The sequence below is a fragment of the Streptomyces sp. NPDC004629 genome (genome assembly GCF_042873595.1).
Classification (GTDB): domain Bacteria; phylum Actinomycetota; class Actinomycetes; order Streptomycetales; family Streptomycetaceae; genus Streptomyces.
The window spans coordinates 17,075-43,598 of sequence record NZ_JBIALO010000023.1; the positions used below are offsets into that span (position 1 = coordinate 17,075).

Here is a 26,524-nt window from a genome sequence, read left to right on the forward strand (position 1 = left end):
CTTTGTGCTGGTATAGGCGCAACCCACGAGCATGGGCATGGCGCAATGACGTGACCAGTGCAGCCGCTGCCGATGAGTCCCACAAGGGGGCACGGCCCGGGAGACAGGGGCACAGCGCTCAACTTTGTGCACTTGTGCAACGAAGCCGCCGGCCACCAGAACGAAGGGCACACCGCCGACCGTATCCGTCACCGTGTGTCGCGGAGTTGAAGAAGGTAGGTGGCGGTCAGCGCGACGGCGCGGTCCTCGTCGTGCGACAGCTCCATGAGGGCACGTGACGCCGTCGTCCCCGGAATGCCCGCAAGCGCCTGGGTCAGCCGTCCGCGTGCAGGTGCTTCAGCAGTGTCGTGGGCGAGGCGGTCGACGAGCCTGGTTGCGATCTGATCGGCCGTCGCGGTGTCGATCCGGCGCAACCGCGTGAGCAGCTCGGTCTCGGCCGCGATGCGGTCGCTTGTCTGTCGGATGAGGTCGCCGACGAGCGCCGAGGGCGTGAAACCGGGATCGTCGAGGGCGCGCCCGATGTCACGCAGCGACAGACCCAGCGACCGCAGGCTCTCGATGTGGAAGATCCGCCGGATGTCCTTCGCGGAGTACTCCCGATAACCGGAGCCCGTACGACCCGAAGGCCGCACGAGGCCGAGCGATTCGTAATGCCGGAGCATGCGGGCACTGACCCCGGACCGTTTCGACACCTCACCGATCAGCACGGTTCTCATCGTCCGTCTTGGGGGCCCCGGTGAGGGCCACGACGCGCTTGGCCTCCTCGATCGCCGACTCGAATCCGGCGTCCGGGTCGTGCAGCAGCCGTTGTGTGGCGAGCGCGTGCGCACGCACGCGCGGATCAGAGGCCGTCGTCGCAGCGCGCAGAGCCGGCACCATCACGTCGCCCAGCGCGACCAGCGCCTGGCTGAGACTCAGTTGTGTCTTCTCTTCGCCGCGCCCGAGCTGCGTTGCCAGCACCGTGGCCAAGGCGGACTCCTCGCCTTCCGGCACGAGCACGACCGCGGCCCGCCAGGCGCTCCTCGCCACCTCGTCGTCGGCGTCGGACAGCAGTGCCCGTGTGATCGCCGGCCACGCCTGCCGGTCCCCGATCTTGGACAGCGTGTGCAGCGCCTGGCTGCGTGCCTGCGCACGCTCCGAGCGGACTTCGCGGAGCAGCTCGGGGAGCGTCAGGGACACCGGGTGGCGGACGAGCGCCCAAGTCAGCATGTCGCGGACGAAGAACTCGGGCTCGATCGCGCATCGCTCGACGAGCTTGCCCACGAAGCGCGGGTCAGGCGCCGTACCGACCGCCAGAGCAGCCCGCAGTCGCACAGCCGAACGGCTGTCCTCCAGCCCCTGGAGCGCTCGTGTCGCATCCGTGTCCTGTCTCGTCGTGGTCATCGGGACCACCTCCTTGGGAAGCAGTGAAGACCTTGTCACCGTGTCAAGGTCAAATGCCGTGCCAGGTGTCGGCTCCGAAGGTGGCTTTGATGTCGGAGGCGATGGTCGTGGGGTCCACCGTGGCCCGGAGGGCGTAGACGGTGGTCTTGCGTGCATCGCGAACACCGAGGTGGACGGGGCTTTCGCCCGGGTGGGCCGCGAGGATGCGCTTGAGTTCTCTGACGGACTGTTCGGTGATGCGGTGCGAGGGGAGTGCGAGTCGCACAGGCGGCTTGCCACCGGTTTCCGCGGAGGAGATGTCGAGGACGGAGAGTTCACGGCCGAAGACGTTCATCGTCCCGTCCCGGTCTTCGATCTTGCCCTTGACAGAGATGACGTTGTCTTCGGCCAGTGCGTGCTGCACGAGCTGGTATACGGCGGGGAAGAAAAGGACTTCGATGCCGGCATCGCGGTCCGCGAGGTTCACGATGGCCCAGTGATTGCCCTGCTTGGTCATCTTGAGCTGAATGCCGGTGATCAGTCCGGAGAGCTGTACGTCCCCGGCGGTGCGGCCGGAGGCGAGCAGTTCGGCGATGGAGCAGTCCCGCGCCCTGGAGAGGATGTGCTCGGCGCCGTCCAGGGGGTGGGCGGAGACGTAGAGGCCGAGCATTTCGCGTTCGGTCGCCAGGAGTTGCCCACGGGGCCACTCTGTGCCGTCGATGGGGAAGTCGAGGCCGAAGGCCGGGTCACCGGTTCCTTCGTTGCTCAGATCTGCGAAGAGATCGTCCTGTCCGTAGCTTGCCGCCTTCTTCACGGGGATGATCGCGTCGATGGCGTTCTCGTGGATGGCGGTGAGTCCCTTGCGGGAATGGTCCAGGGAGTCGAAGGTGCCGGCCTTGATGAGGGACTCCACGGCCCTCTTGTTCAATGCGGGCAGGTCGGCCTTGTCGAGGAAGTCGGAGAAGGAGGTGAATTTCCCTTTCCGGCGGCGTGCCTCGATGACGGCTTCGATGACGTTGTCGCCGACGTTGCGTACGGACCGCAGTCCGAAGCGGACGTCGTCGCCGACAGCGGTGAACTCGGCGACGGACTCGTTCACGTCGGGTTGCAGGACGCGGACGCCGTTCTTGCGGGCGTCGGCAAGGTAGGTCGCGGCCTTGTCCTTGTCGTCGCCGACCGAGGTGAGCAGTGCGGCCATGTACTCGGCCGGATAGTTGGCCTTGAGGTAGGCGGTCCAGTACGAGACGAGGCCGTAGCCGGCGGTGTGGGACTTGTTGAACGCGTATCCGGAGAAGGGGAGCATGACGTCCCACAGGGCCTTGATGGCCTCCTCGCCGTATCCGTTGCCGCGCATGCCGTCGTGGAACTTGTCCCACTCCGCGGCCAGCACCTCCGGTTTCTTCTTGCCCATCGCACGGCGCAGCAGGTCGGCGCCGCCCAGGGTGTATCCGGCCAGTTCCCGGGCGATCCCCATGATCTGTTCCTGGTAGACGAGCAGATGGAAGGTGTTGCCGAGGATCGGCTCCAGGGCGTCGCGCAGTTCGGGGTGGATCGGGGTGATCTCCTGACGGCCGGTCTTGCGGTGCGCGTAGTTGGTGTGTGCGTTGGCCGCCATCGGGCCGGGCCGGTAGAGCGCGTTGACCGCGGCGATGTCCTCGAACCGGGTGGGCTCCATCTGCTTCAGCAGGACGCGCATCCCGCCGCCGTCGAGCTGGAAGACACCGAAGGTGTTGCCCTCGGCCAGCAGCCGGTACGTCTTGGCGTCGTCCAGAGGGATCACCACGGTGGACGGGTCGCCGTCCTGGGGATCCACGGTGGCCAGGCTGATGCCCCGGTTCTCGCGGATGTTCTCGATGGCCTGGTCGATCACGCCCAGGTTCCGCAGTCCCAGGAAGTCCATCTTGATCAGGCCCATGGCTTCGCAGGACGGGTAGTCGAAGCCGGTGATCTTCACACCGTCCGAGGCACGCATGTGCAGCGGGATACGGTCGGTGAGCCTCGTCTTGGACAGGATCACCGCCGCGGCGTGCACGCCGGTGCCGCGGGTGAGGCCCTCCACCCCGCGGGCCGTGTCGATGACCCGCTTCACATCCTGTTCTTTTTCGCACATCTGGCGGATCTCGCCGGCCTCGCCGTACCGCTCGTGCGAGGGGTCGAAGAGGGCGGCCAGCGGGGCCGGCTTGCCGTTCTGGTCCGGCGGGAGCGCCTTGGTGATCCGTTCGCCGTGCGCGTAGGGGTAGCCGAGGATGCGTGAGGAGTCCTTGATCGCGTTCTTGGCCTTGATCTTGCCGAACGTGTTCACCATGGCGGTGTACTCACCGCCGTACTTCTCGGTGACGTACCGGACCATCCGGTCGCGCCGGCGGTCGTCGAAGTCGAGGTCCACATCCGGCGGGTTGATGCGTTCGGGGTTCAGGAACCGCTCGAAGATGAGGCCGTTCTCCAGAGGGCACAGCTCGGTGATGCGGGTGGCGTAGGCAACGATCGAGCCGGTGCACGAACCTCGGCCCGGACCGAGGGGGATCTTGTTGTCGCGGGCGTGGCGGCAGATGTCCGCCACGACGAGGAAGTAGGAGCTGAACCCCATGGGGCCGATGACCGTCATCTCGGTCTCGAAGCGGTCCAGGACGTGCTGGGGGACCGGGTCCCCGTAGCGCATCGCCAGACCCTTCAGGGTTTCCTTGCGCAGCCATGACTCCTGGGTCTCGCCCTCGGGAACGTCCGGGAACTGCGGCATCTCGTCGACGTAGTCGAAGACCTCGTCGTAGGACTCGATGCGTTCGGCGATCAGCAGGGTGTTGTCGCAGGCTTCCGGAAGCTCCGAGAACAGGCCGCGCATCTCTGCGGCGCTCTTGAGGTAGTAGCCGGAGCCGTTGAAGCGGAAGCGGTTCGGGGCGTCCTTGTTCTTGCCGACGCCGATGCAGAGCAGGCTGTCGTGGGCGTCGGCCTGGTCCTCGGTGACGTAGTGCGCGTCATTGGTGGCCAGGAGGGGGATGCTCAGTTCCTTGGCCAGGCGCAGCAGGTCCGCACGGACCTCACGTTCGATGTCCAGGCCGTGGTCCATCAGTTCCAGGAAGTAGCTCTTCGGTCCGAAGATCTCCTGGTAGGCCGCGGCGGCGGCTTTCGCCTCGTCGTACTGGTTCAACCGCAGGCGGGTCTGGATCTCGCCGGACGGGCAGCCGGTGGTGGCGATGATGCCGTGCGGCCGTTCAGCAAGCAGCTCACGGTCCATGCGCGGCTTTCCGGCAGGGAACTGGCCCTCGTAGCTGGCCTGCGTGCTGAGCCAGAACAGGTTTCGCAGGCCCTGGGCGTTCCGCGCCCACATGGTCATGTGGGTGAACCGGCCGCCGCCGGAGACATCCTTCGACCCCTCACCGTCCTCGCTCATGGCCCGCCGGCCCCCGGGCCCCCAGAACTCCTGCTTCCGGACGAACCGGGAGGAAGGCGCCACATACGCCTCGATGCCGATGATCGGCTTGATGCCCTCGAAGCCCTTCGCGACCTGCGCGAACTCATACGCGCCGAACATGTTGCCGTGATCGCTCATGGCGATCGCCGGCATTCCCTGCCGGGCCACCTCGCCGAACATCGGCTTCAGCTTCTGCGCGCCGTCCAGCATGGAGTATTCGGTGTGATTGTGCAGGTGAACGAAGGAATCCGGCATGTGTGGGTCGCCTCCGGGGTGAGCAGGAAGCCCCCATCCGGCCGGCGGCGCGGCGGAGGCTTCGTCGGTGGCCGACCGGCGAGGCAGCGCATGAGTCGCAATCCCGCGGCCGCTGTCAGTCCAGGCCTTGAAGCGCAGGCCCGGCAGCCACCCGGCTACCGGGCAGCCCGCTTCCCGCCGCGCTGCCCGGAAAACCACAGGTTGACTGACGACATCAAATCGAGCGGGCAGACCTGGAATCAAACAACCATTTCGCCACCCACGCTCAACCATTGGTTGTCTGCCTAGGATGGTCCGTATGGATCTCACTGCCGTGCGCACCTTCGTCACCGCCGTGGACGCGGGACAGTTCCAAGAAGCCGCCGCCGAGTTGTCGATCACTCCGCAGGCGGTGTCCAAGCGCATTGCCGTGCTGGAGAAAGACCTCGATGTGCAGTTGTTCAGCCGCACGGCCCGCGGCGCCCGGCTCACCATCGACGGGCAGGCGTTCCTGCCCTATGCCCGAGCGCTGCTCCAGGCCGAGGACCAGGCAGCCGCTTCCGTGCGGCCGGGACGGCGGGCACTGCGCGTCGACGTCATCGGCCGCCGGCTCTCAGTGGCCGGGCTGCTGCACGCCTTCCACCGCGCCCATCCCGAAACTGATCTCGATGTCGTGACGCTGCTCGATTCCGACACAGCCATCGCGGCCGCCCGGTCCGGCATGATCGACGCGACCTTCCGTGCCGTGACCATGCCGGGCCGGCGGCTCCCCGACGGCATCGAGGCGGCTTTGGTCTTCGACGAACCGCTGCGCCTGTTCACCGGGCCGGCTCACGAGTTCGCCGCCGCACGTGCGATCGCTCCCGCCCAGCTCGCCGGGCGCCGGATCTGGATGCCCGGCAACATGCCGGGCACCGAGTGGGCCGCCTACTACGACGAACTCGCCGCCACGTTCGGCCTCAGGATCGACTCGGTCGGCCCCGACTTCGGTATCGACCATCTCCTCGACACGATCGCGGGCTCCTCGACGCTGGCGACCTTCGTCAGCGAGCAGACTCCGCTGGTCTGGCCTGTCGGCCACGACCTGCGGCGCATCCCCCTGCGCGACCCGACTCCGGTCTACCCCCACTCGCTGATCTGGCGCACCGACAACCCCCACCCCGCCCTGGCGGCCCTGCGCCACCACCTCACTTCCGCCTATCCCGGCCGCCCCGACAACGGCATCTGGACCCCGAAATGGGCCCAGCCCGCTCAGGCTGAACACGCATGACCGATCTGGCGCCCTCGGTCCCCGAGAGGGCGGACGGCTCCAGGACCTTCGTAGCGGCAGGCAGCATGGCCTCGGTCCGTACGCCCGTACAATTTGGTGTCGAACGACCGCAGGCCGTACGAGCCTGCCGCCTGAAGTCGACGCGAGGGAGGCACCGTGCCCGGCCAGCGGTCCATCAGCGAGGCGGAGAAGCTCGCGGAGGCAAAGCTCGGTGGCATTCGCATCCGTCGGGAACAGATGGCCGTGGTGGCCAATATCTACCGGGCCGCTTCTGCGGTGCGTCAGCACCTGGAGAACTCCGTGCTGCGGGGCGCGGACCTGACCTGGACCGCCTTCGTCGTGCTGTGGGTGGTGTGGGTGTGGGGTGAGTCCGAGACCCGGCATGTGGCGGAGGAGGCAGGAATCTCCAAGGGCACACTGACCGGTGTGTCCCGAACCCTGGAGTCACGCGGGCTGTTGCGGCGCATTGATCATCCGACGGACGGGCGTCTTGTGCTGCTGGCCCTCACGAAGGAGGGGGAGGATTTCATGCGCCGGGTGTTCCCCGCCTTCAATGATGAGGAAGCCTTCGTCACGGGCCGGCTGAGCGACGCGGAGTGCCGCACTCTCGCCGAAGGGCTGCGGCGGGTGGTCCTTCAGGTCGAGGAGGACGGCGAGGAACGGCGCAGGTCCCTGCTGGGCGGTGAGGAGCCCGCACCGCGCCGCAGCGGTCGGCGCGCCAGGAGCTGACCGGACCCGATCCCATCAGCCGCGTGCGCCTGCGGCTCTCACCAGCCCTTCGAAGAGGCGCTGCTGTGCCAGGTCCTCGTGTGCGGTGTCCTCCGGATGCCACTGCACGGCCAGGAACCAGCTGTCGTCGTTGGCGAGTTCTACGGCCTCTGCCGTCCCGTCGGCGGCGCGTGCGGTGATGGTCAGCCCCTGTCCCAGTCGGTCCACGTGCTGATGGTGGTAGCAGGACGCCTCTGCCTTGTCGGCGCCGATGGTGCGTGCCAGCGCGGAGTCCGAGGTGAGGGAGACCGGGTGCCGGATGTGGCGGTGCTCGCTTCCGGGGCCGCCCATGTCCTGGTGCAGCGTGCCGCCCAGCACGGTGTTGACCACTTGGAGACCGCGGCAGACGGCCAGCAGCGGAAGCCGTCGGGCGAGTGCCTGTCGGGCCAGTTCCAGGTCGAAGGCGTCCTGCTGGTGGTCGACGTCGTAGACGGCTTCGTGGGCGTGACCGCCTCCGTAGCGGTGAGGAGCGATGTCGCCTCCGCCGGGAAGCAGAAGGCCGTCGAATCGGGCGAGGCGGGCGGCGACCTCTTCGGGGTCGGCGGTTCCGCCCGGGGCGTGCGGGTGGACGGTGACGGGTTCACCGCCCGCGCGCCACACGGCCTCGACCAGAGCGCGGGCGTTGACCTCCGCCGCGTAGCGCAGGGCCGAAGTGGTGGCGGAGAAGCGGGCAGGTATCGCGATGAGAGGGCGGTGGGTCACAACTGGATCCAGGTGGTTTTCAGTTCGGTGTACTTTTCCAGGGCGTGTACGGACTTGTCCCGCCCGTTGCCGGATTGCTTCATGCCGCCGAAGGGCACGGTGAGGTCGCCCTCCTCGTAGCAGTTGACCCAGACCGTGCCGGCCTTGAGGGCGCGGGAGACCTGGTGGGCGGTGGACAGATCGGAGGTCCACAGCCCGGCCGCGAGTCCGTACTCGGTGTTGTTGGCAAGGGCGACGGCCTCCGCGATGTCGTCGAAGGTGAGGACCGACAGCACGGGCCCGAAGATCTCCTCGCGCGCCAGGCGACTGTCCGCAGTGACGTTGTCGAAGACGGTCGGTTCGAGGTAGACGCCGCCGGAGTCGGTCAGGGTGCGCGCCCCGCCTGTGCGCAGGCGGGCGCCGTCCTCCGCTCCGGTACGGACATGGTCGAGTACGCGGGTGAGATGGTGCTCGCCGACCAGCGCGCCCATCTCGGTGGCGGGGTCGAGGGGGTCGCCCACCCGGAGGGTGCGTGCGCGCTCCACGACGGCCTCGGTGACTGTGTCGGCGATGGAGGAGTGCACCAGCAGTCGCGAGGGTGCGGTGCACATTTCGCCCTGGTTGAAGAAGATGCCCCAGGCGGCCGTCGCCGCGGCCTTCTCCAGGTCGGGAGCGTCGGGCAGGACGATGTTGGGTGACTTGCCGCCCAGCTCCAGCCAGACGCGCTTGAGGTTGGAGTCGGCGGAGTAGTGCAGGAAGTGGCGTCCCACAGCGGTGGAGCCGGTGAAGGCCAGGACGTCGACGTCCGGGTGGGTGCCGAGGGCGCGGCCTGCCACCGGTCCGTTGCCGTTGACGACGTTGAGTGCTCCTGGGGGCAGCCCCGCTTCCAGAGCGATACGGGCGAGCAGCAGGGCCGACAGGGGCGAGTTCTCGGATGGTTTGAGAACGACTGTGCAGCCTGCGGCAAGGGCGGGGGCGACTTTCCATCCGGCGAGTGTGAGGGGGAAGTTCCAGGGCACGACCGCGCCGACGACACCGACTGGTTCCCGGGTGACCAGGGCGAGCGCGTCCGGTGGTGTGTGCGGTGACTCGTCGGTGAGTTTGTCGGCGAGCTGGCCGTACCAGCGGAACGTGTTGATGACGGCCCTGAGTTCGATGTCGTGGGCGTCGGTGATGGGCTTGCCCATCTCCAGGCTGATGGTGAGTGCCAGCTCGGCCCGGTGCTCTTCGAGGAGGTCGGCGAGGCGCACCAGCACCTGTCCCCGTTCGCCGGGGGCCAGGCGTGGCCATGGGCCGGTGTCGAACGCCTGGCGTGCCGCGGTGACGGCGGCGTCGATCTCGGCCGCGCCGCCGTCGGCGACTTCGGTCAGGGCCTGGCCGTCGCGAGGTGAGACCGAGGTGAAGGTGTTGCCGGCACCGGCTTCCTCTGCGCCGTCGATGAAGTGCGATCCGGAAAGTTCCAGCGCTTCGGCTTTGCTGAGCCATTCGTCAAGGGTGGTCATGCGGTGCTCCAGGGCAGGTGGGTGACTCATTCACGGAAGGGAACGGCGCCGTCCGCCCCGACGTCCACGACATGCCGCCCCATGGCGACGAAGGCGACGGAGAAGAGCAGGATCACGACGCCGGCCGGCCGGAGGACGAAAATTTCGTTTGTGATCAAATGAGCAGAGGGAAGCGGAAGCTCAGCCTTCGGCGGGGCTCTCGGCCAGGCCTTCGAGCAAGGCCCTGAGTTCCGACAGCGCCTCTTCCGTGACATCGCGCTCGCCGAAGACCAACTGGTGCAGCACCAGTCCCTCCAGCGCGGCGAAGACGAGCCGGGACATTCCGCGGCTCACCGTCCGGGACGTCATGCGGGACAGCTCGCGCCGGCTGGCCTCGAAGTACTCCTCGTACAGGCTCCGCAGGTGCGGCAGCAATTCCGGCCTGCGCCGTGCCTCCAGCAGCAGTTCGTACTGGAACGCCTGCAGTTCGGGACCCGACTCGACCATGTCCGTGAGCCCGCTGACGAAGTCGGCCGCCTTGCCTGTGCCGGCGTTGAGCGCACTGCTGCTCAGGGACGTACGGATGGCATGGGTGACAGCCTCTTCGATCAGCGCGTCCCGCGAACCGAAGTGGTGCACGACCAGCCCATGGGTGACGCCGGCCTCCTCCGCCACAGCCCGGTAGGTGAGCTTGCGCAGACCACCGCGGGCCACCACGCGGACAGCAGCCTCCAGCAGGGCGGCCCGTCCCGTCCCGTACTGGCTCACGCGCTTGCGGGTGCGGCGCTTACCGGCGGGCTCGGCGGAGTCGGTCATGCCGTCGACCCTACTCGTGCCCCTCCCCTCAGCGCTTGGGTGCCCTGATGCCACGGAACTCCCAGTCACCGCCGAGGGCAGTGGACAGCACCTCCTCGGACTCGGTGGGCTGGGCGCCGACGTCGGCCCGGATCGCGGTGGGGCCGGTGACGATGTGGTTGGTGAGACGGCCGAGCCCTTCGACCTCCACCTCCACGACGTCTCCGGGCTGCACGGGACGGGAGTTGGCCGGCGTACCCGACAGCAGTACGTCACCGGGGTACAGGGTGATGGTGCGGGCGATGTCGGCGACCAGGTAGTGCATGTCCCATGTCATCTCGTCGGTCGAACCGTCCTGGACCACCTCGCCGTTGACGTAGGTGCGCAGCCGCTTCCCGTGGAAGTCCCAGTCGGTGACCAGTCCCGGGCCGAGCGGGCACAGGGTGTCGGAACCCTTCACCCGGAGCATCGAGCCCGCGTCGGTGTCCCGGAAGTCGTGCAGACCGTAGTCGTTGGCGACGGTGTACCCGGCGATGTACTCCCCGGCGTCGGCCGGATCGATGTTGCGCGCGAGTTTTCCGACGACGATGGCGACCTCGCCCTCGTAGTTGAGCCACTGGCAGCCCTCGGGGCGGACGACGGCGCCCCGGTGGCTGTTCAGTGCCGAGGTCGGCTTGTGGAAGTAGGTGGGGGTGTCGGGCAGGCCGATCCGGAACTCCTCGACGCGGCTGCGGTGGTTGAGGTGGACGGCGATGACCTTGGACGGCACCACCGGGGGCAGGTGCTGGGCGTCCGCGGTCTTCACACGGCGGCCGTCGCCGGCGAGGAGTTCGTCCCCGTCGACGGTGACATGGACGGCGGCGCCGTCGAGGAGAATTCGGCGGTACTCGGGCATGGCGGGGCTCCTAGCTGCGGCTGTGCGGGGTGCGCGGGGTCGGGGCGGCGAGCGTGGGCGGAGCGGTTCCGGTCCAGCCGTCGGCGGGGCGGTCGAACCAGAGGTGAACCTGACCGGTCCCGATCGAGTTCTCGTACGCGCCGTACTGGCGGGCTCGGGCGGTGCACGCCCCTTCACCGAGGGCGCCGGCCATCATCAGGTAGTGGAAGAACTTCGCCTCCGGCTTGTACTTCCAGAACGCGTCCATCGTGTCGAGGACCCTGTCGTGGCGGCCTTCCTTGAACCAGGCGATGCGCTCGTGGTCCGCCTCGCGGGCTTCGGGCGTGAAGATGTGGATCGGGTCGCTTGCCTCGTGGTCACGCAGCTCACGCAGTGGCCAGAACGTGTGGGAGAGGGCGCCGGAGGCGATGAGCAGCACTCTGCGACCCGGGGTGGCGGCGATGCCGTCGGCCAGGGCCCGCCCCAGTCGCAGATGGTCCTCCATGTCGCCGGTCTGGCAGACGCCGATGGTGACCCAGCGCTTGTCCGGCAGGCCCTCGCCGAGGAACTTCCACAGGTTGATCGTGGCGTAGTAGATCGGCAGATACTCGTCATCGACCGCGGTGATCCAGGTGCCGTGCTTGTCGGCGAACGACGCGATGTTGTGGGCCAGTTCGGCATCGCCCGGGAAGTCGTAGGGCATCCGGCACATGCCGCGGGGCAGTTCTTCGGAGGTGAACAGGCCCGCGCGGCGAGGCTGTGCGGTGACGACGAACTCGACGGTGGTCGCCCAGTGGGAGTCCAGGACGACGACGGTGTCGTAGTCGTCACGCTCGAAGACGTCCTCGCGCAGCTGCTGCAGTCCTGTGACGAGGGTGATCTCCTTGCCCTCGTTCAGTTCCAGGCGGGTCTCCTGCGGCAGCACGATGGTGGGTACATGGGCGAGCAGGCCCGCCCCGACGATCTCACCCATGGTCCTTCCAACCCTTCGGAGCGGTCACGGTGTTCTTCACGTCGCAGTAGAAGTCGAAGCTCCAGGTGCCGCCCTCACGGCCGACGCCTGAGTGCCGGCTGCCGCCGAAGGGGGCCTGGAGGTCGCGGACGAAGAAGCAGTTGACCCAGACGGTGCCCGCCACCAGCTGTGCGGTGACGCGTTCGGCGCGTTCGTGGTCGCCTGTGGCGACGGTGGCGGCCAGACCGAAGCGGGTGTTGTTGGCCAGCCGGATCGCCTCGTCCTCGGTGGCGAAGGTCTGGAGCGTCAAGACGGGACCGAAGACCTCCTCCTGGACGATCTCGGAGTCCTGGGTGACATCGGTGAGCAGGGTCGGCGTGTAGTACTGGCCGTCGCCCCGGTGGCCGCCGACGACCACGCGGGCCCCGGCCTCGATCGCCCGTCGCACAAACCCGTCGATCTTGTCGAGCTGGCGGGGGTGGATGGTCGGGCCGATGTCGGTGGCCTCCTCCCGCGGATCGCCCTGTCTCAGTGCCGCGGCCTTCGCCACGAAACGGCGGGTGAACTCCTGCGCGAGGGACTCCTCGACCAGGATGCGGGTCGCGGCCAGGCAGACCTGGCCCGCGTTGTCGTACTGCTCCACTGCCAGGTCGACGGCGAGATCCAGATCGGCGTCGGCGAACACCAACAGCGGGGATTTTCCACCCAGTTCGAGACTGAGCGGGGTCAGGTTGGCGGCAGCGGACACGGCGATGCGCCGGGCGGTCGGTACGGATCCGGTGAAGCTGATCCGGCGGACGTCCGGGTGGGAGGTGAGGGCGTCGCCGATCTCGGAGCCGTAACCCTGCACGACGTTGAAGACTCCTGGCGGAAGCCCTGCCTCGGCCGCGATGTCGGCGAGCAGCGACGCGGTCAGCGGGGACCACTCGGCGGGCTTGAGGACGACGGTGTTACCGGCGGCCAGCGCCGGGGCGATCTTCCACGTGGCCAGCATCAGTGGGGCGTTCCACGGAGTGATCAGCACACAGGGGCCTGCGGGGTCCCAGCTGACGGAGTTGGTGTGGCCGCGGGTGTCGAAGTCCTCGTGTTCCAGCTTCAGCAGCCAGTCGGCGAAGAAGCGGAAGTTGTGCGCTACCCGGGGCATGACGCCGCGCCGATGCGAGCGCAGGAGGGCACCGTTGTCGCTGGTCTCGACGATGGAGAGTTCTTCGAGGCGCTTCTCGACGCCGTCGGCGACGGCGTGCAGCAGGCGGGCGCGCTCGGTGCGCGGGGTGCTGGCCCAGCCGGGGAAGGCGGCCTTCGCGGCGGCGACGGCCGCTGCGGCCTCCGTCGCGGTGCCCCGCGCGATCTCGCCCAGTGTGCTGCCGTCGATGGGGGAGACGTCGGTGAAGGTCTCGGCGGAGGCGACCCGTTCGCCGCCGATCCAGTGCCGGGTGTCGACCGTGACTCCGGCGATGGTACTGATGTGTGCGCTCATGTCCTGGGGCTCCTGTCGGTCGATGCGCGGTGGGGGCTCACTCGGCGCCGGAGGTGTTCGACTCCAGCAGTCGGCCGCCGTCCCACACGACGCCGACCTGCCGGTAGTACGCGGCGATCGGCTCGCGGATCTCCAGCCGGGCCAGTTCTTCGGTGGGCGCCTCAAACAGTTCCAGGGTGGCGTCGCCGACCCAGGGCTGTCCGCCTTCGAAGGCGGCGGCGCCGGACTCGATCAGCTCGTCGAGGGCGAGGCCCTTGCCCTTCTCGATGGAGGGCAGCCAGCGGTGGTGGGCCATCGGGTGACCGTTGACGAAACCATTGGTATCGGAGGGCTCACGCAACGTGACCACAGCCTGGGCCAGGCGACGGTCGGCGGCGGCGAGGGTGGCGCCGAAGCGGGCGCCGGGCTCGATGCGAGGAGCGGGCCCATAAGGGTGGGGGCGGGTCTGGTGGATGGAGCCGAGCTTCTTCGGGTAGCCCTGGTGCAGTCCGCGGGCGATGGCGAAGTCCTTGTCCACCCAGATGTAGACACAGCGGGTGTAGGTCTGTCCCTTGTACTGGCAGCGGACGACCGCGAACGCCTCCTTGTACTGGGAGAGCACCGGGTCGAGCAGTTCGTCGTCGAGGGCGCCGCAGGACTGCCAGTCGGCCCAGATCAGAGCCACCGCGCCGGGGTCCTCGTCGGCGAGTTCGAGCGGCTCGGGCAGCAGCTCCCGCACCCGGGCCGGGTCGGTGCGGTACTCCACCGTGAGCAGGTCACCGGAGTAGCGCCAGGGCGGGGAGGGGATCAGCGAGGCGGTGCCGCTCGCTGTCTTGGGGTGGAAGTATCCACGGACACGGGTCACTTGGGATTCCTTATGCGGTGAGGGCGGGCTGCTTGAGCAGTTCGGCGCGGTAGCGGGCGGCGGCGGCTGCGGCGGCCTGGCCACCGAGTGCGACGACACCGATCAGGCGGCCGTCGGTGTGGTAGCCGACCAGGACGTCGCCGTCGGGGTCGCCGTCCAGCACGCGCACGTCCTGTTGGCCGAGGGCCGGGGCGCCGAAGGACTGGAGGCGGAAGTCGTGCTGGTCGCTCCAGAAGGTGGGCAGGGGGGCGAAGGGCGCGAGACCGGCCTGGGCGCCATCGAGGTGAGCGGCGAGCACGCGGGCGGCGTGTTTGGCGGTGTCGGTCGGGATCGACCAGTGCTCGACACGGCGGGGCACGCCGTCGTACCGGGCGTTGGGGAAACGAGCGACATCACCGACCGCGACGACGTCGGGGCGCCCGCCGACGCGCAGGTGCTCGTCGGTGAGGACCCCGTCGGTCAGGTCGAGGCCGTTGCCGTCGAGCCATTCGACGTTGGCGAGGGAGCCGACCGACTCGATCACGACGTCTGCGGCAAGGACAGTGCCGTCCGAGAGGGCGACACCTGTCACCCGGTCTTCTCCCTCGAATCCGCTCACGCCGGCGCCGAGGGCGAAGCGGATGCCGTGCTGTCGGTGACGCTTGAGCAGTGCCGTGCCGAGCAGTTCACCGAGGGGCCCGACCATGGGCAGCGGCAGCGGATCGACGACAGTGACGTCGATGGCGCCAAGAGTCGCGGCCGTCGCGGCCACCTCGCAGCCGATGAATCCGGCGCCGATCACGACCACGCGCGCGCCCGGCCTGGCCAGTGCCTCGCGTAGTCCTCGGGCATCGGCGAGGGTGCGAACGGTGTGCCGCCCGGCGAGAGGGCCGGGGCAGTGCAGCCGCCGGGGTCTCATACCGGTGGCCACCACCAGACCGCCGTACGACAGTGTCTCCCCGTCATCCAGTTCTACGACGCGCCGGTCGAGGTCGGCCGCGACGAGCCGGGTGCCCAGACGCCACTGCACGTCCGCGACGCTGGCCCGAGGCCGGAAGGTGAGCGACTCGAAGGATGCCTTGCCGGCCAGGACCTCCTTGGAGAGGGGCGGTCGGTTGTAGGGCATATGGGGTTCGTCCCCGACCAGAGTGATCGGCCCGGCCCAGCCGGCGGCGCGCAACTGCTCCGCGGCGCGCAGGCCGGCCATGGACGCACCGGCCACGACGACGGTTGCGCTCATGGCTCAGCCCTCGATCCGGATGGCCTGGAGCGGGCAGACATCGGCAGCCTCCTCGACCTCGTCGCGCAGCGCTTCGCCGGGGTCCGGGACGTAGGCAAGGTGTCCGGCGTCGTCGAACCGGAAGACGTCCGGGGCGGCGAAGACGCACTGGCCGTGGTCCTGGCACTTGTTCATGTCGACGACGACCTTCATGGCCGGTCCTCCTGGTGCTGAGTGGGCGTCGGAGCGAGTCGAGAAGCGGGGCCCCGGACAGCGGGGTCGGGCCCCGTCAAAGGGGTGTGGCTCGCCCCACCCCGAACTCGTTTGGCTTCAAATAATCTAGGAGTGACACTCTCTCTGGTCAATGGCTATCCAGGTGGATAAATTCTTGCGGCAGAACCCTTGCGGGAAGGTGACGCGACTCCTACCGTTTGACGCCAAACAACGCGAGGGCCTGCTGCCGGATCCGCAGTCCGAGGGCCCTCCCCTTCTTCTCCCCGGCGCCTGCGCCCTGGGAGGCACCCCCTTCCCGCAGAGGAGACACCGGTGAGCGCATCCGACACCCCACCCGTCATCCATCACATGGAGCGCCTGGCCGCCCAAGGCATCGACGTGGTCCGGGTGACCTATCCCGACCTCATCGGCACCGAACGCGGCCGCGATGTACCGCTCGACCAGCTGCCCTCGGCCTGCGACCACGGCCTCGCCTTCTGCCGCGCCGTCTACCACACCAGCCCCCAGGGCGACGTGGTCCCGGTCTCCGGTGGCCTGGACGCCGGCCTGCCCGACATCTGCGTGCGCCCCGACCTCGACACACTCACCGCCTTGCCGTGGGAACCCGGCGTCGCCACCTGCCTCGGCGACGTCACCGACCCCGCCACCGGACGGCCCGCCCCTGAATCGCCCCGAGACCTGCTGCGCACCGTCCTGGACCAGTGGGGCAACCACGGACTGCACCCCGTGGTGGGACCGGAACTGGAGTACTTCCTGTGCGACGCGGCTCCGGAGGCCGCTTCAGGCTGGCGCCGCTACAGCGAGGTCGAGGGAGTCGTCTACACGGCAGGGCTACGGGCGGACAGCGACAACCACCTGCTGCGCACCCTCCGACTGCTGCGTGACATGAACATCGGCGTCAGCAGCGGCAACCATGAGTTCGACGGCTCGCAGTTCGAGATCAACCTGACCCACTCGGACGCCATGAACGCCGCGGACCGCGCTTTCCGCTTCAAGGCAGCGATCAAGGAACTCGCCCGCAAGGAGGGTCGCCTCGCAACGTTCATGGCCAAGCCCTTCAACGGCGCGGGGGGCTCAGGCTTCCACCTGCACATGTCCTGCGTGGACGACGAGGACGCGAACGCCTTCGACGCGCCGGACACGCTCCACGGCCTCTCCGCCACCGCACGTCACGCGGTGGCCGGCATCCTGGCCCACGCCCCCGCCCTGGCCGCCCTCGCCAATCCGACCGTCAACTCCTACAAGCGCTTCGGCCCGGACACCCTCGCCCCCTGGCTGATCGACTGGGGCCTGGACAACCGCAGCGCCATGGTCCGCGTCCCGCCCGAGCGTGGCGCAGGCACCCGCCTGGAACTGCGCCTGGGCGACGCGAGCGCCAACCCCTACCTGCTTATCGCCGGGACCCTCGCGGCGGCTCTGCTGGGCGTGGCGGCCGGTGAGGAGCCTCCCGCGCCGCTTGAGGGTTATGGCTACGACACCACGAAGTCCCCTCTCCTGCCGATGGACCTGTCCGCCGGCCTCGACGCCCTGGAGGCGGACACCGCGCTCACCGAAGTGCTGGGCAAGGACTTCACCACCTCCTACCTCGCGTACAAGCGTGACGAGGTCGCGCGCTCCCAACGGCACGTCACCGACTGGGAGTTCACCGAGTACGCCTACCACCTGTGACGCCAAGGAGCCCCACCATGACGACTACCGCTCAGTCTGTGTCCGAGGCGCTGCGTGAGCCGCTGCCCCTGGCCGACGTCGACCTCGCGAACCTCGACAACTTCACCGACGGCACAACCCCCTGGCGCATGTTCCACACCCTGCGCCATGAGGACCCCGTCCACTGGCAGCCCGAAGAGGCCCCCAACTCCGGCTTCTGGGCCGTCACCCGCCACGCCGACATCGCCCGCGTGGACAGGGACGCACAGACCTTCACATCGACACGGTTCGTCAACCTGGAAGAGGTCGACGACGACCAGATCAAGAAACGCGCCTCCATCCTCGAACTCGACGGTGTCCGCCACCGTGCCCTGCGCAGCCTGCTGCAGCGGCAGTTCGGTGCGAGCGTCATCAACAGCTACGCCGACTTCCTGCGCGGCCTGACCGCCACCACCCTGGACACGGCCCTGGCCAAGGGCACCTTCGACTTCGTCAAGGAGGTCTCCGCCGACTTTCCCATCAACGTCCTGGCCCGGCTGCTCGACGTGCCGCCGGAGGACAATCAGCAGCTGATCGACTGGGGCAACCGCATCATCGGCAACACCGATCCTGACTACGCCGATGTCCTGCTGCACAGCGAGGAGAGCGAGCAATACCGCGACCTGCCCTTCCGCTCCCCCGCATCGCTCGAAGTGTTCGAGTACGGGCGCGAGTTGGCCCGGCAGCGGCAGGGCGGCCACGGCACCGACCTCATCTCCAAGCTGGTCAACGAGACCCCGCGCGACGGGGTCCCGCTCTCCGCGCAGGACTTCGACAACTATTTCCTGCTCCTGGTGGTCGCGGGTAACGAAACCACCCGCCACACCATCACACACTCCATGCTGGCCCTGCTCCAGCACCCGGAGCAGCTCGCCCGCCTGCGCGACAACCCGTCGCTGATCCCCACGGCGGTGGAGGAGTTCCTGCGATGGGCTTCTCCCGTCTACCACTTCCGCCGCACCGCCACACGTGACGTCGAACTCGGCGGCAAGCAGATCAAGGAAGGCGACAAGGTCGTCATGTGGTTCGCCTCCGGCAACCGCGACGAGGACGTCTTCGGCAACCCCTACGACTTCGACGTCGCCCGGCGGGACAACGACCATGTCACCTTCGGTAAGGGCAGCCCGCACCTGTGCCTGGGCAACCTCCTGGCCCGCACCGAGATCCGCATCATGTTCGAAGAACTGATCCCGCGCCTGGCAGACATCAGGCTGGCCGGAGACATCCCGCGGGTGCGCTCCAACTTCGTCAACGGCATCAAGCATCTGCCGGTCCAGGTTGCTCTGGCCTGAGCAGGTCATGAAAGGCACTGAGGCTCATGCTTGAAAAAGCGCTACCGGCGAAGAGCGATTTCGAGACCGGTACGAACACGATCATAGACGCGCGCGTGTGCCCTCCGATTCCGGCTTTTCTGCAGGATCGGACATGGACCCGGTTCGCGGGAACTCTGGACGGCGTACGGTCGCGCGGCTGGATAGTTGACGGGGCGATGAAATCGCCCGATCTGAGCGCGTATCTCGACGAGTGCAAGCGGCTCGGCATCGCACGCGCGGGCCTCACCGCCCGCGTGCCGAATGAGGTATGGGGCGGGCGGGGAAACCTTCCGGTATTCGAAGCCGTCGCCCAGCGGCCGGAGTTCTTCTTCGCCTACGGGGCGGTCGACGCGCTGGCGGCGGATCCGGGTGCGGCAGTGCAACAGCTCAAGGACCGCGGTGTCCGGGGTGTCGTCGTCGAGCCAGGTCTCGCACACACCGCCCTGCACATCGACGACCGGCGCGTTGATCCGGTCTATGACGCGTGCCAGGCCATCGGCTTGCCGCTGCTGCTGATGGGTGGCGGAGAGACAGGGCCGGATCTGAGCTACAGCGATCCCCTGCGGCACGAGCAGGTGGCGATTCGCTTTCCCCGGCTGCAGATCGTCTATATGCACGGGGGATGGCCGTTTGTGCAGGCGGCATTGGGCGTCGCGTTTCGGCGGCCCAACGTATGGATGATGCCCGACGTCTACTTTCCCGGGTTGCCCGGAGAGCAGGACTACCTCCTGGCCATGAGGACGTACTTGCAGGACCGTTTCCTCTTCGCCAGCAACTACCCGTACTGCCCGTTGACTCAGATCGTTGAGCGCTATCACGGCTTCGGCCTGCCCGACGACCTTCTCACCAAGGTTCTGCACGGCAACGCGAGGCGACTCTTCTTCGCGGATGCCGACGGCGCAGGACGCTGACCGCACCCGTATCCCCCGACAATCCGCCCGTCGACGACCTCGCGCATCAGGTCCCGTACCGGGCTCAGACTTTCGACGACGAAAGAGGACCTGATGAGCGATCAGAGTGCTGTCACGGCCCCAGGGCCAAAGAGAGCCCGGGCCGTTGACGGGAAGCCGTCTCGGCCGGCTACCGCGGAGCAGGCCGAGGGCAAGCTCCGGGGACGAATCGGTGTACTCGAACTGACTTTGACGGTACTGGCGTTCTCCGCCCCCATGGTGGTCGTCACCGGCCCCACTCCGTTCGTCATCATATTCGGCGGCGTCGGAGCACCCCTGGCGTTTGTACTGGCCATGGTCGTGCTGTTGTTCTTCACCGTCGGCTGCACCGCCATGAGCCGCTACCTGCCGAACCCTGGGGCCTTCTACGCCTACATCACGGCGGGCCTCGGCAAGATGACCGGCCTCGGCTCCAGCTTCCTTGCCCTTTTTGTGTACCTCGCGTTCGCCGTCAGCACGTACGCGTTCTTCGGGGTTGTCGCCAAGGGCCTCGTGGAAGGTGTGCTCCACGGACCGGTGCTCGCGTGGTACGTCTACGCACTGGCAGGCATCGCCGCCACCGGCGTCCTCGGCTACTTCCGGATCGATCTGTCGGCAAAGGTCCTGTCAGCCGTGATGGCCTGCGAGGTCCTTCTCGTCGGAGCGTTCGATGCCAAGATTCTCTGGACGGGCGGTGCCGACGGCCGCTCGTTGACGCCCTTCGCCTGGAACTCGCTCACCTCAGGGTCGGTGGGCCTGGCGATGCTGTTCGCGGTCATGTGCTTTGTGGGCTTCGAGGCAACCGCGGTCTTCCGCGATGAGACCAAGGATCCGCAGCGCACCGTCCCTCGCGCCACGTATCTTTCGGTGGCAACCATCGGTGTCTTCTACGTGATCGCCGCATGGTGTCTCATTCTGGCTTACGGCACCGACCGCGCCCCGGCTGAGGCGAAGGCCAACTTCGTCACCATGTTCTCCAGTGCGGCCCACAGCTATCTCGGAGCCTGGGCGAGCGATGCCGTCACCGTCCTGGTGGTCACATCGGCCTTCGCCGCCCTCCTCGCGGGGCAGAACATCCTGGCCCGCTACTGCCACTCCCTGGGCGTCGACCGCGCCCTCCCCTCAGGACTGGGCAGAGTGCACCCTCGGCATGGATCGCCCTATGTCAGCTCGATCACCGTCACGGCAGTCATGCTGATCGCCACCGTGATCACCGCGTTCTCGGTCAGCGACCTGGCGGGGGCATACGGCAGTCTGGCCGGCGCCGCAGCCTTCGGGGTGATGGTGCTGATGTTCCTGACGAATCTGGCTGTCGTCTTCTACTTCCGGAAGCAGCGGCACATCACGGGTGTGTCGGCCTGGCACAGGCTCATAGCCCCTCTCCTGAGCGGCGTGGGTCTGGGAGCGGTGCTGTGGCTCTCCCTGACCAACTTCACGACCATGACCGGTGGATCCACGGCTTCCGCGGTCGCGCTTCAGGTGGTGATCTGGGCGGTATTCCTCGGCGGGGTGGCCCTGGCCGCGTTGTACCGGGTCAAGCGACGGGACGTATACGCGCGCATCGGTCGTCAGCAGGCGGAGTGATCCGCCCTCTTCAGCGCCATTTCAGCGCCATTTCAGCGCCGGTTCTGCGCCGGCAGCAAAGGAGTTTGTGACATGGCTGGGAGCCGTGGCATGCGTAATGACGTACCTGAGCGAGGGAAGGGGCGCCTTGATGGAAAGGTCGCCTTCGTCACGGGAGCGGCCGGCGGGCTCGGCCGAAGCCACATCCGGCGATTGGCGGAAGAAGGCGCCGACTTGGTCATCGTCGACATCTGTCGGTCCGTGGACAGCGTGCCCTACCCGCAGTCGACCCCGGAAGAGCTGCGCGACGCGGTAGCGGAAGTCCAGGGTCTGGGCCGTCGCGTTGTGGCGAGGCAGACAGACGTGCGCGATCGCACGGCCCTGCAAGAGGCGTACGACGCGGGACTCAAGGAATTCGGGAGGATCGACATCGTCGTCGCCAATGCCGGAATCGCGCCGATGCTGGTCGAAGACAAATTGGCGGCGTGGCACGACGCCCTTGATGTGAACCTCACCGGCACCTTTCACACCATCGAGGTGGCCATCCCGTCCATGGTGGCGGCCGGGGAGGGCGGTTCGATCGTGATCGTCAGCTCCACCGCAGGATTGGTAGGGATCGGCGGGGCGAGCAACGGGGGTCTCGGCTACGCCGCCTCCAAGCACGGTGTGGTCGGGCTGATGCGCACGTACGCCAACAACCTCGCCCGCCACAGCATCAGGGTCAACTCGGTGCACCCCACCGGCGTGGCGACCCGCATGATCACCGACCCGGCCATCGTCGACTTCGTCGCTCAGGACCCGATCCTGTCCGAGGAAGCACCGAACGCCCTTCCCGTGGACACGGTCGAACCGGTCGACGTGTCGAACGCCATCCTGTGGCTGGTCTCGGACGAAGCCCGCTATGTCACCGGTGTCACGCTGCCCGTCGACGCCGGGTTCATCAACCGCCGCTGATCCGCCGAGCCGGACGAGGCATGGTCCGGAGAGGAACACCATGAATGACCAGTACGCAGACACGATCTTGATGGGCGGGCGCGTCAGGACAGCGTCGGGCTGGGCCCAAGGACTCACCGTACGCGCCGGTTTCATCGACGTGGTCGGCAGCAACGAGGACGTCCTGCGACGGCAAGGGCCATCCACACGGGTGATCGATCTGGCCGGCGACACCGTGCTTCCCGGCCTGCATGACCTGCACGTGCATCCCATCTACGCCGGCATCAGGGAGCGGCGCTGCAGAATCCCGCAGGGCTCGAACCTGGCCGAGACCCTTCGCATCGTGGCAGAGCACGTGGCGCAGGCGACTCCCGGCGAGTGGGTGCTCGGCGGACAGTGGGACGCATCGGCGCTGGGCGGCGTTCCGGACCGGACCATGCTCGATTCGGTCACCCCCGACAATCCCGTCCTCCTGGAGGACACCAGCGGGCACAGCTCATGGGCGAACACCAGGGCACTTGAGGCGGCGGGCGTCGGCCCCGGCACACCCGACCCGGAGGGCGGCATCTTCGAGAGGGATGCCGCTGGGAATCCGAGCGGCGTGCAACGCGAGACCGCCGCCGACAGGCTGGCGGCTGCGGCTCCCAAGCCGACCGACGACGAGGTGGAGGCGGCCTTGGACTGGGCTCTCTCCGAGATGCTCTCCTACGGGATCACGTCGTTCACCGAAGCCGCGGTCGGCTTCACCGCCGGGGCGCGCGCCGAACTGCGCGCCTACGCCAGGCTCGCCGAACGCGGAGCCCTCAAGCAACGCGTCCGTCTGTGCCTCGTGTGGTCCCCCGGCGATCCCGAATGCGACGACGTGATCGCGGAACGCAACTTCTACGCTCACAGCCGCATCTCGCCCGACTGCGTGAAGATCTTCCTCGACGGCGTCCCGACCGACAGCCACACCGCGGCCATGATCGCCCCCTACGTCGACACGGTGCAGGGGCGGGATGACGAGGCCAGTCGACACGGACTGCTGGAGGTCGCGCCCGCGATCCTCGACCGTGCAGTGACCCGATTCGACCAGATGGGCCTCACGGTCAAGTTCCATGCCGCCGGCGATGCGGCGGTGCGAGCAGCGCTGGACGCCATCGAGGCTGCCCGCACCGCCAACGGCCCCGGTCCACAGATGCACAACGTAGGCCACTGTACGTTCGTATCGCAGACGGAAATCCAGCGGGCTTCGAAACTGGGCGCAACGTTCGAGGTTTCCCCCTACCTGTGGCAGCCGGCACCCATCTGCGACGACATCGCAATGGCGGTCGGCCCGGACGTCATCGAACGAGTCTGGCCCGTGCGCGAGATGCTCGAAGCCCACGCTCTGGTCGTGCCGGGTTCAGACTGGTCGGTCGTTCCGTCGGTGAACCCGTGGACGGCCATCGAGACGCTCGTCACCCGCCAGGAGCCAGGGGGCAGCGCCAGCTCTTTCGGCAAGGCTCAAGCCATCACCCTGGAGCAAGCCATCGACATGTTCACCATCAACTCCGCGCGCCAGGAGGGCGCGGCGCACCGCATCGGGCGCGTCGAACCGGGCATGCTCGCCGACATCATCGTCGTCAACCAGAACCCTTTCGAAGTGCCGATCACTCAAGTCCACGCCACCCAAGTCAAGATGACGTTCATCGAAGGGGAACCCGTCTACGACCTCCTGGCGCGGCAGTCGGGTCAAGGTTCCGTCTGAGGACTCGCAGTGAACCACGGTGCCGGCCTGCCGGCCCTGGGTTGGCGTCTGGGCATGACCAAGGGCACGCTGCTGTTTCGCGCCCAGTTGCGGCAGGCCGCGGTGGCTGTCGATGGGTGCCAAAGCGCCTCAGACGTTTCGGTTCCAATCCAGGCGGTCGCTCAGACCGACGGCGCGGAAGGCGGCTTCGAGTTCGTCGCGGCCCTCGGTGAAATGGGCCCAGCTGTCGTGGTGCGCAGGGACGATACGGCGAGCGCCGAGGATCTCGGCGGCTTCGGCCGCCTGAGCGCTGTCCAGGACGATGGGTGCACCGTCGAAGAGCGCGGCGAAGCGAGGGGCCCCGGCGAAGAGGATGGCGGTGTCCACCGGGGCATACCGCTCGGCAATCTCCTTGACCGCGTCGAGCGAGGCGTTGTCACCGCTGACGTAGACGGTCGGCAGGTCATCTCCGGTCAGGACGAAGCCGACGACCTGGCCGGTGAACGGCTCGACGTCCTCGCGTGGGCCGGGGCCGTGGACGGCGGGCACGCCGGTCACCGTGACCGTGCCGCCGTCGGGTCGACGCAGTTCGGTGGACTCCCAGTCCGTCAAGCCCTTGCTCCGGCCGCCGAGGCGCTGTTGCCCGCCGGGGGTGGTGAGGGTGAGTGGGATGCCGGCGAGCAGTGCTCGGCCTGCGTTGTCGAGGTTGTCGGGGTGCTCGTCATGAGAGAGAAGCACGACATCGATGGGGCCGAGGTCATCGGGGGTGAGGGCGGAGGGCGTTGTCTTGGTCAGGGTCGGGCCGCCCGGAGCAGCGTAGTCGCCCGGCCCGTCGAAGGTCGGGTCGGTCAGAAAGCGCAGGCCCCCGTACTCGAAGACAGCGGTCGGACCGCCGAGCACACGAATCGGGAACTGCTCGTGGGTTACTGAGAGGGAAGGCACAACAAAGGTTCCTCACGGATAGATTCACTTCAGCCGTGAGAACAACGCTAGCCGGTCTCACGGATGCGGGCAAGGCGTACCATGAGAAGCCGGAAGGAGACACATGGACGACGCCGCCCCGCCGCCTGCTCAGGGCGAGGAGAAACATCCCTCGCTTGCCCTCGCCAACACCGCCATTGCGCTGCCCGGTGGACACACGCTCGATCTGCTGAGCACCCCCCGGCAGGCGAATGAGTGGCTGTCCCGACGGGACCTGGCCCCTGCGGACGCCGACCTGCACGAAGTGTGTGCTTCACGGATCCGGGCGCTACGGGAACACATCAGGTCCCTGTTCGCCTCCCGCGCAGCCGGGCTTCCCGCGCTCCCCCCAGCCCTCGCGGCCGTCAACGATGCAATGACCCGCGTCCCGACCGCCTCACTGCTGCAGTGGGACGACAAGAACGGCCCCTACCGGGCCACCCCCCATCCGACCACCGCGATCGTCGACCACGCCCTGGCGACCCTCGCCACCGACGCCGCCGACCTGCTCACCTCTCCCGAGGCCGAACGCCTCACCGCCTGCGGCTCCACCCCCTGCAACCGCTACCTGCTCCGCCACGGCCGCCGCCACTGGTGTTCCACCCGCTGCGGCGACCGCGCCCGCGCAGCACGCGCCTACGCCCGCCGCACAGGCAACCCACACGGCAAGGGCTGAGCTGCATAGGACCGCGCGGCGAAAGACATGTGCCCGCTTTGTCAGGTGACATCTGAACCGGCTTGCCCTGTGGGGCGGATGGGAAGCCCGCCGCCGGATCAAGCTGCTGGGGCAGGAGAAGGTGTCCGGAGCACGCCGACGCTCACACGAACCGTCGTGCCGGTGCAACCAGGAGCGGCTGGGAGCGCTCCGCACCACGGCGGGATCGAAGTCCATGAGCAGCGGAGACGGTCAGGACAGGAACTCGTGGGCCAGCGCGACCATGGCGCGGGCCGCGGCGCCGGGGCTGCGGTCGGCCGGGGCGGCGAGCGACAGCGGCCACCGCAGGTCCGCGTCCTCGACGGTCAGGGTGACGACACCGGGCGCGTCGGCCAGGACGAAGCGGGGCAGCAGGGCCACGCCCAGTCCGTTGCGTACGAAGTCCACGCCGGTGGCGATGTCGGTGATCTCCACGGCGACACGGCGGGGCACGGAGGCGACGGCGAACGCGCGGTCCACCACGGCCCGGTTGCCGTAGCCCACCGGGGAGTCGACGAAGTCCAGGCCGGCCAGTTCGGCGATCCGCACGCCGTCCCGCGCCGCCAGGGGATGGCCGGCCGGGACCACGAGGTCGAGCACCGAGGAGGTCAGGTCGATCAGTGCGAGGCCGGGGGGACGGGGGCCGGGCAGGGAGACGAAGGCGAGGTCCAGGCGCCGTTCCAGCAGGGCGTCGACCAGGCCCTGGGAGCCGGAGGGCGCGGCGGTGGTCTGCAGCAGCACACCCGGATGGCGTCGGTGGAACTCGCCGAGCAGCGCCGGGAGGTCGATGAGCCGGACCGAGGTCATCGTGCCCACCCGGAGTGTGCCGCGCAGTCCGCCGCGGACCTCGGCGACGGCGTCGGCGGCGTCGCGGGCGGCGTCCAGGGTGGCACGGGCGCGCGGCAGCAGGGCGGCGCCGGCGTCGGTGAGCAGCACCCGCTTGGAGTTGCGGTCCAGCAGGAGGGTGCCCAGTTCGCGTTCCAGGGCCTTGACGGTGGCGGAGACGGCGGACTGGACGATGTGCAGCCGGGCGGCGGCGCGGGTGAAGTTCTTCTCCTCGGCGACGGCGACGAAGTATTCGAGCTGGCGCAGTTCCATGGGAGAACTATCTCTCAGAGAGATGGTCACTGTCACCAAGTTTCGTTGGACGCGATGGTCA

Annotated in this window: 24 protein-coding genes; 9 read left to right on the plus strand and 15 right to left on the minus strand. The window is 68.1% G+C overall.

Annotation, left to right across the window (positions count from 1 at the left end; all coding sequences use genetic code 11):
* Positions 1 to 188 precede the first annotated feature (188 nt).
* The 3 genes from ACFYTE_RS29750 to dnaE are packed head-to-tail and all read right to left on the minus strand — an operon-like array spanning position 189 to position 5,026.
* Positions 189 to 707, minus strand: a complete 519-nt coding sequence (locus ACFYTE_RS29750; RefSeq protein WP_388716930.1) for a MerR family transcriptional regulator — start codon at positions 705 to 707, stop codon at positions 189 to 191.
* On the minus strand, positions 694 to 1,383 hold the full coding sequence (locus ACFYTE_RS29755; RefSeq protein WP_388716933.1) for a HEAT repeat domain-containing protein: 690 nt from the start codon (positions 1,381 to 1,383) through the stop codon (positions 694 to 696). Before ACFYTE_RS29755 ends, ACFYTE_RS29750 begins: the two co-directional genes overlap by 14 nt.
* 49 nt (positions 1,384 to 1,432) lie before the next feature.
* Positions 1,433 to 5,026 carry a DNA polymerase III subunit alpha gene (gene dnaE / locus ACFYTE_RS29760; RefSeq protein ID WP_388716936.1) on the minus strand — a complete coding sequence of 1,198 codons (3,594 nt, stop codon included), beginning with the start codon at positions 5,024 to 5,026 and terminating at the stop codon, positions 1,433 to 1,435.
* Positions 5,027 to 5,324: 298 nt separating this feature from the next.
* Here dnaE and ACFYTE_RS29765 point away from each other — a divergent pair, with 298 nt between their 5' ends.
* Together ACFYTE_RS29765 and ACFYTE_RS29770 are read left to right on the plus strand one after the other, a co-directional pair.
* Positions 5,325 to 6,275: a LysR family transcriptional regulator gene (locus tag ACFYTE_RS29765; RefSeq protein ID WP_388716939.1), complete on the plus strand. Its 951-nt coding sequence runs from the start codon at positions 5,325 to 5,327 to the stop codon at positions 6,273 to 6,275.
* Positions 6,276 to 6,431: 156 nt separating this feature from the next.
* Entirely contained in the window at positions 6,432 to 7,004 is a 573-nt protein-coding gene (locus ACFYTE_RS29770) for a MarR family winged helix-turn-helix transcriptional regulator (RefSeq protein ID WP_388716942.1), read from the plus strand.
* 15 nt (positions 7,005 to 7,019) lie between these two features.
* On the opposite strand, the gene ACFYTE_RS29775 is transcribed toward ACFYTE_RS29770, so the two are convergent.
* The 10 genes from ACFYTE_RS29775 to ACFYTE_RS29820 are packed head-to-tail and all read right to left on the minus strand — an operon-like array spanning position 7,020 to position 15,558.
* Complete coding sequence (locus tag ACFYTE_RS29775) at positions 7,020 to 7,745, minus strand: gamma-glutamyl-gamma-aminobutyrate hydrolase family protein (protein WP_388716945.1); 726 nt, start codon at positions 7,743 to 7,745, stop codon at positions 7,020 to 7,022.
* On the minus strand, positions 7,742 to 9,226 hold the full coding sequence (locus tag ACFYTE_RS29780; protein ID WP_388716948.1) for an aldehyde dehydrogenase: 1,485 nt from the start codon (positions 9,224 to 9,226) through the stop codon (positions 7,742 to 7,744). Before ACFYTE_RS29780 ends, ACFYTE_RS29775 begins: the two co-directional genes overlap by 4 nt.
* Before the next feature lie 26 nt (positions 9,227 to 9,252).
* Positions 9,253 to 9,384 carry a hypothetical protein gene (locus ACFYTE_RS29785; RefSeq protein WP_388717265.1) on the minus strand — a complete coding sequence of 44 codons (132 nt, stop codon included), beginning with the start codon at positions 9,382 to 9,384 and terminating at the stop codon, positions 9,253 to 9,255.
* A 22-nt stretch (positions 9,385 to 9,406) separates the two neighbouring features.
* Positions 9,407 to 10,021, minus strand: coding sequence for a TetR/AcrR family transcriptional regulator (locus ACFYTE_RS29790; protein WP_388716951.1), 615 nt, complete (start codon positions 10,019 to 10,021; stop codon positions 9,407 to 9,409).
* Positions 10,022 to 10,049: 28 nt separating this feature from the next.
* Positions 10,050 to 10,895: a fumarylacetoacetate hydrolase family protein gene (locus ACFYTE_RS29795; RefSeq protein ID WP_388716954.1), complete on the minus strand. Its 846-nt coding sequence runs from the start codon at positions 10,893 to 10,895 to the stop codon at positions 10,050 to 10,052.
* A gap of 10 nt (positions 10,896 to 10,905) precedes the next feature.
* Entirely contained in the window at positions 10,906 to 11,847 is a 942-nt protein-coding gene (locus ACFYTE_RS29800; RefSeq protein WP_388716957.1) for a 3,4-dihydroxyphenylacetate 2,3-dioxygenase, read from the minus strand.
* Positions 11,840 to 13,303, minus strand: a complete 1,464-nt coding sequence (locus ACFYTE_RS29805; RefSeq protein ID WP_388716960.1) for an aldehyde dehydrogenase — start codon at positions 13,301 to 13,303, stop codon at positions 11,840 to 11,842. The genes ACFYTE_RS29800 and ACFYTE_RS29805 overlap by 8 nt, the downstream gene beginning before the upstream one ends.
* A 37-nt stretch (positions 13,304 to 13,340) precedes the next feature.
* A complete protein-coding gene (locus tag ACFYTE_RS29810; RefSeq protein WP_388716963.1) occupies positions 13,341 to 14,147 on the minus strand; it encodes an acetoacetate decarboxylase family protein in 807 nt (268 codons plus the stop codon).
* Between the two features lie 10 nt (positions 14,148 to 14,157).
* A complete protein-coding gene (locus ACFYTE_RS29815) occupies positions 14,158 to 15,366 on the minus strand; it encodes an NAD(P)/FAD-dependent oxidoreductase (RefSeq protein WP_388716966.1) in 1,209 nt (402 codons plus the stop codon).
* A 3-nt stretch (positions 15,367 to 15,369) separates the two neighbouring features.
* Entirely contained in the window at positions 15,370 to 15,558 is a 189-nt protein-coding gene (locus ACFYTE_RS29820) for a ferredoxin (protein WP_388716969.1), read from the minus strand.
* 333 nt (positions 15,559 to 15,891) lie between these two features.
* Here ACFYTE_RS29820 and ACFYTE_RS29825 point away from each other — a divergent pair, with 333 nt between their 5' ends.
* The 6 genes from ACFYTE_RS29825 to ACFYTE_RS29850 all read left to right on the plus strand — a co-directional run bounded on the left by ACFYTE_RS29825 (position 15,892) and on the right by ACFYTE_RS29850 (position 23,732).
* Positions 15,892 to 17,247: a glutamine synthetase family protein gene (locus ACFYTE_RS29825; RefSeq protein WP_388716972.1), complete on the plus strand. Its 1,356-nt coding sequence runs from the start codon at positions 15,892 to 15,894 to the stop codon at positions 17,245 to 17,247.
* 17 nt (positions 17,248 to 17,264) lie between these two features.
* Complete coding sequence (locus tag ACFYTE_RS29830) at positions 17,265 to 18,557, plus strand: cytochrome P450 (protein ID WP_388716975.1); 1,293 nt, start codon at positions 17,265 to 17,267, stop codon at positions 18,555 to 18,557.
* 26 nt (positions 18,558 to 18,583) lie between these two features.
* A complete protein-coding gene (locus ACFYTE_RS29835; protein WP_388716978.1) occupies positions 18,584 to 19,489 on the plus strand; it encodes an amidohydrolase family protein in 906 nt (301 codons plus the stop codon).
* 93 nt (positions 19,490 to 19,582) lie between these two features.
* The gene (locus tag ACFYTE_RS29840) at positions 19,583 to 21,091 is read left to right on the plus strand and encodes an APC family permease (protein ID WP_388716981.1); all 1,509 of its coding nucleotides are present in this window, start codon (positions 19,583 to 19,585) and stop codon (positions 21,089 to 21,091) included.
* A 90-nt stretch (positions 21,092 to 21,181) separates the two neighbouring features.
* Entirely contained in the window at positions 21,182 to 22,024 is an 843-nt protein-coding gene (locus ACFYTE_RS29845) for a mycofactocin-coupled SDR family oxidoreductase (RefSeq protein ID WP_388716984.1), read from the plus strand.
* A 40-nt stretch (positions 22,025 to 22,064) separates the two neighbouring features.
* On the plus strand, positions 22,065 to 23,732 hold the full coding sequence (locus tag ACFYTE_RS29850; protein WP_388716987.1) for an amidohydrolase: 1,668 nt from the start codon (positions 22,065 to 22,067) through the stop codon (positions 23,730 to 23,732).
* A 129-nt stretch (positions 23,733 to 23,861) separates the two neighbouring features.
* Here the strand turns inward: ACFYTE_RS29850 and ACFYTE_RS29855 are convergent, their stop codons facing one another.
* Positions 23,862 to 24,653 (minus strand): MBL fold metallo-hydrolase, encoded by a 792-nt coding sequence (locus ACFYTE_RS29855; protein ID WP_388716990.1) that lies wholly within the window; start codon positions 24,651 to 24,653, stop codon positions 23,862 to 23,864.
* Between the two features lie 103 nt (positions 24,654 to 24,756).
* On the opposite strand from ACFYTE_RS29855, the gene ACFYTE_RS29860 reads away from it, so the two are divergent.
* A complete protein-coding gene (locus ACFYTE_RS29860; RefSeq protein WP_388716993.1) occupies positions 24,757 to 25,347 on the plus strand; it encodes an ABATE domain-containing protein in 591 nt (196 codons plus the stop codon).
* Between the two features lie 231 nt (positions 25,348 to 25,578).
* Here the strand turns inward: ACFYTE_RS29860 and ACFYTE_RS29865 are convergent, their stop codons facing one another.
* Positions 25,579 to 26,463, minus strand: a complete 885-nt coding sequence (locus ACFYTE_RS29865) for a LysR family transcriptional regulator (RefSeq protein ID WP_388716996.1) — start codon at positions 26,461 to 26,463, stop codon at positions 25,579 to 25,581.
* Between the last annotated feature and the right edge of the window lie 61 nt (positions 26,464 to 26,524).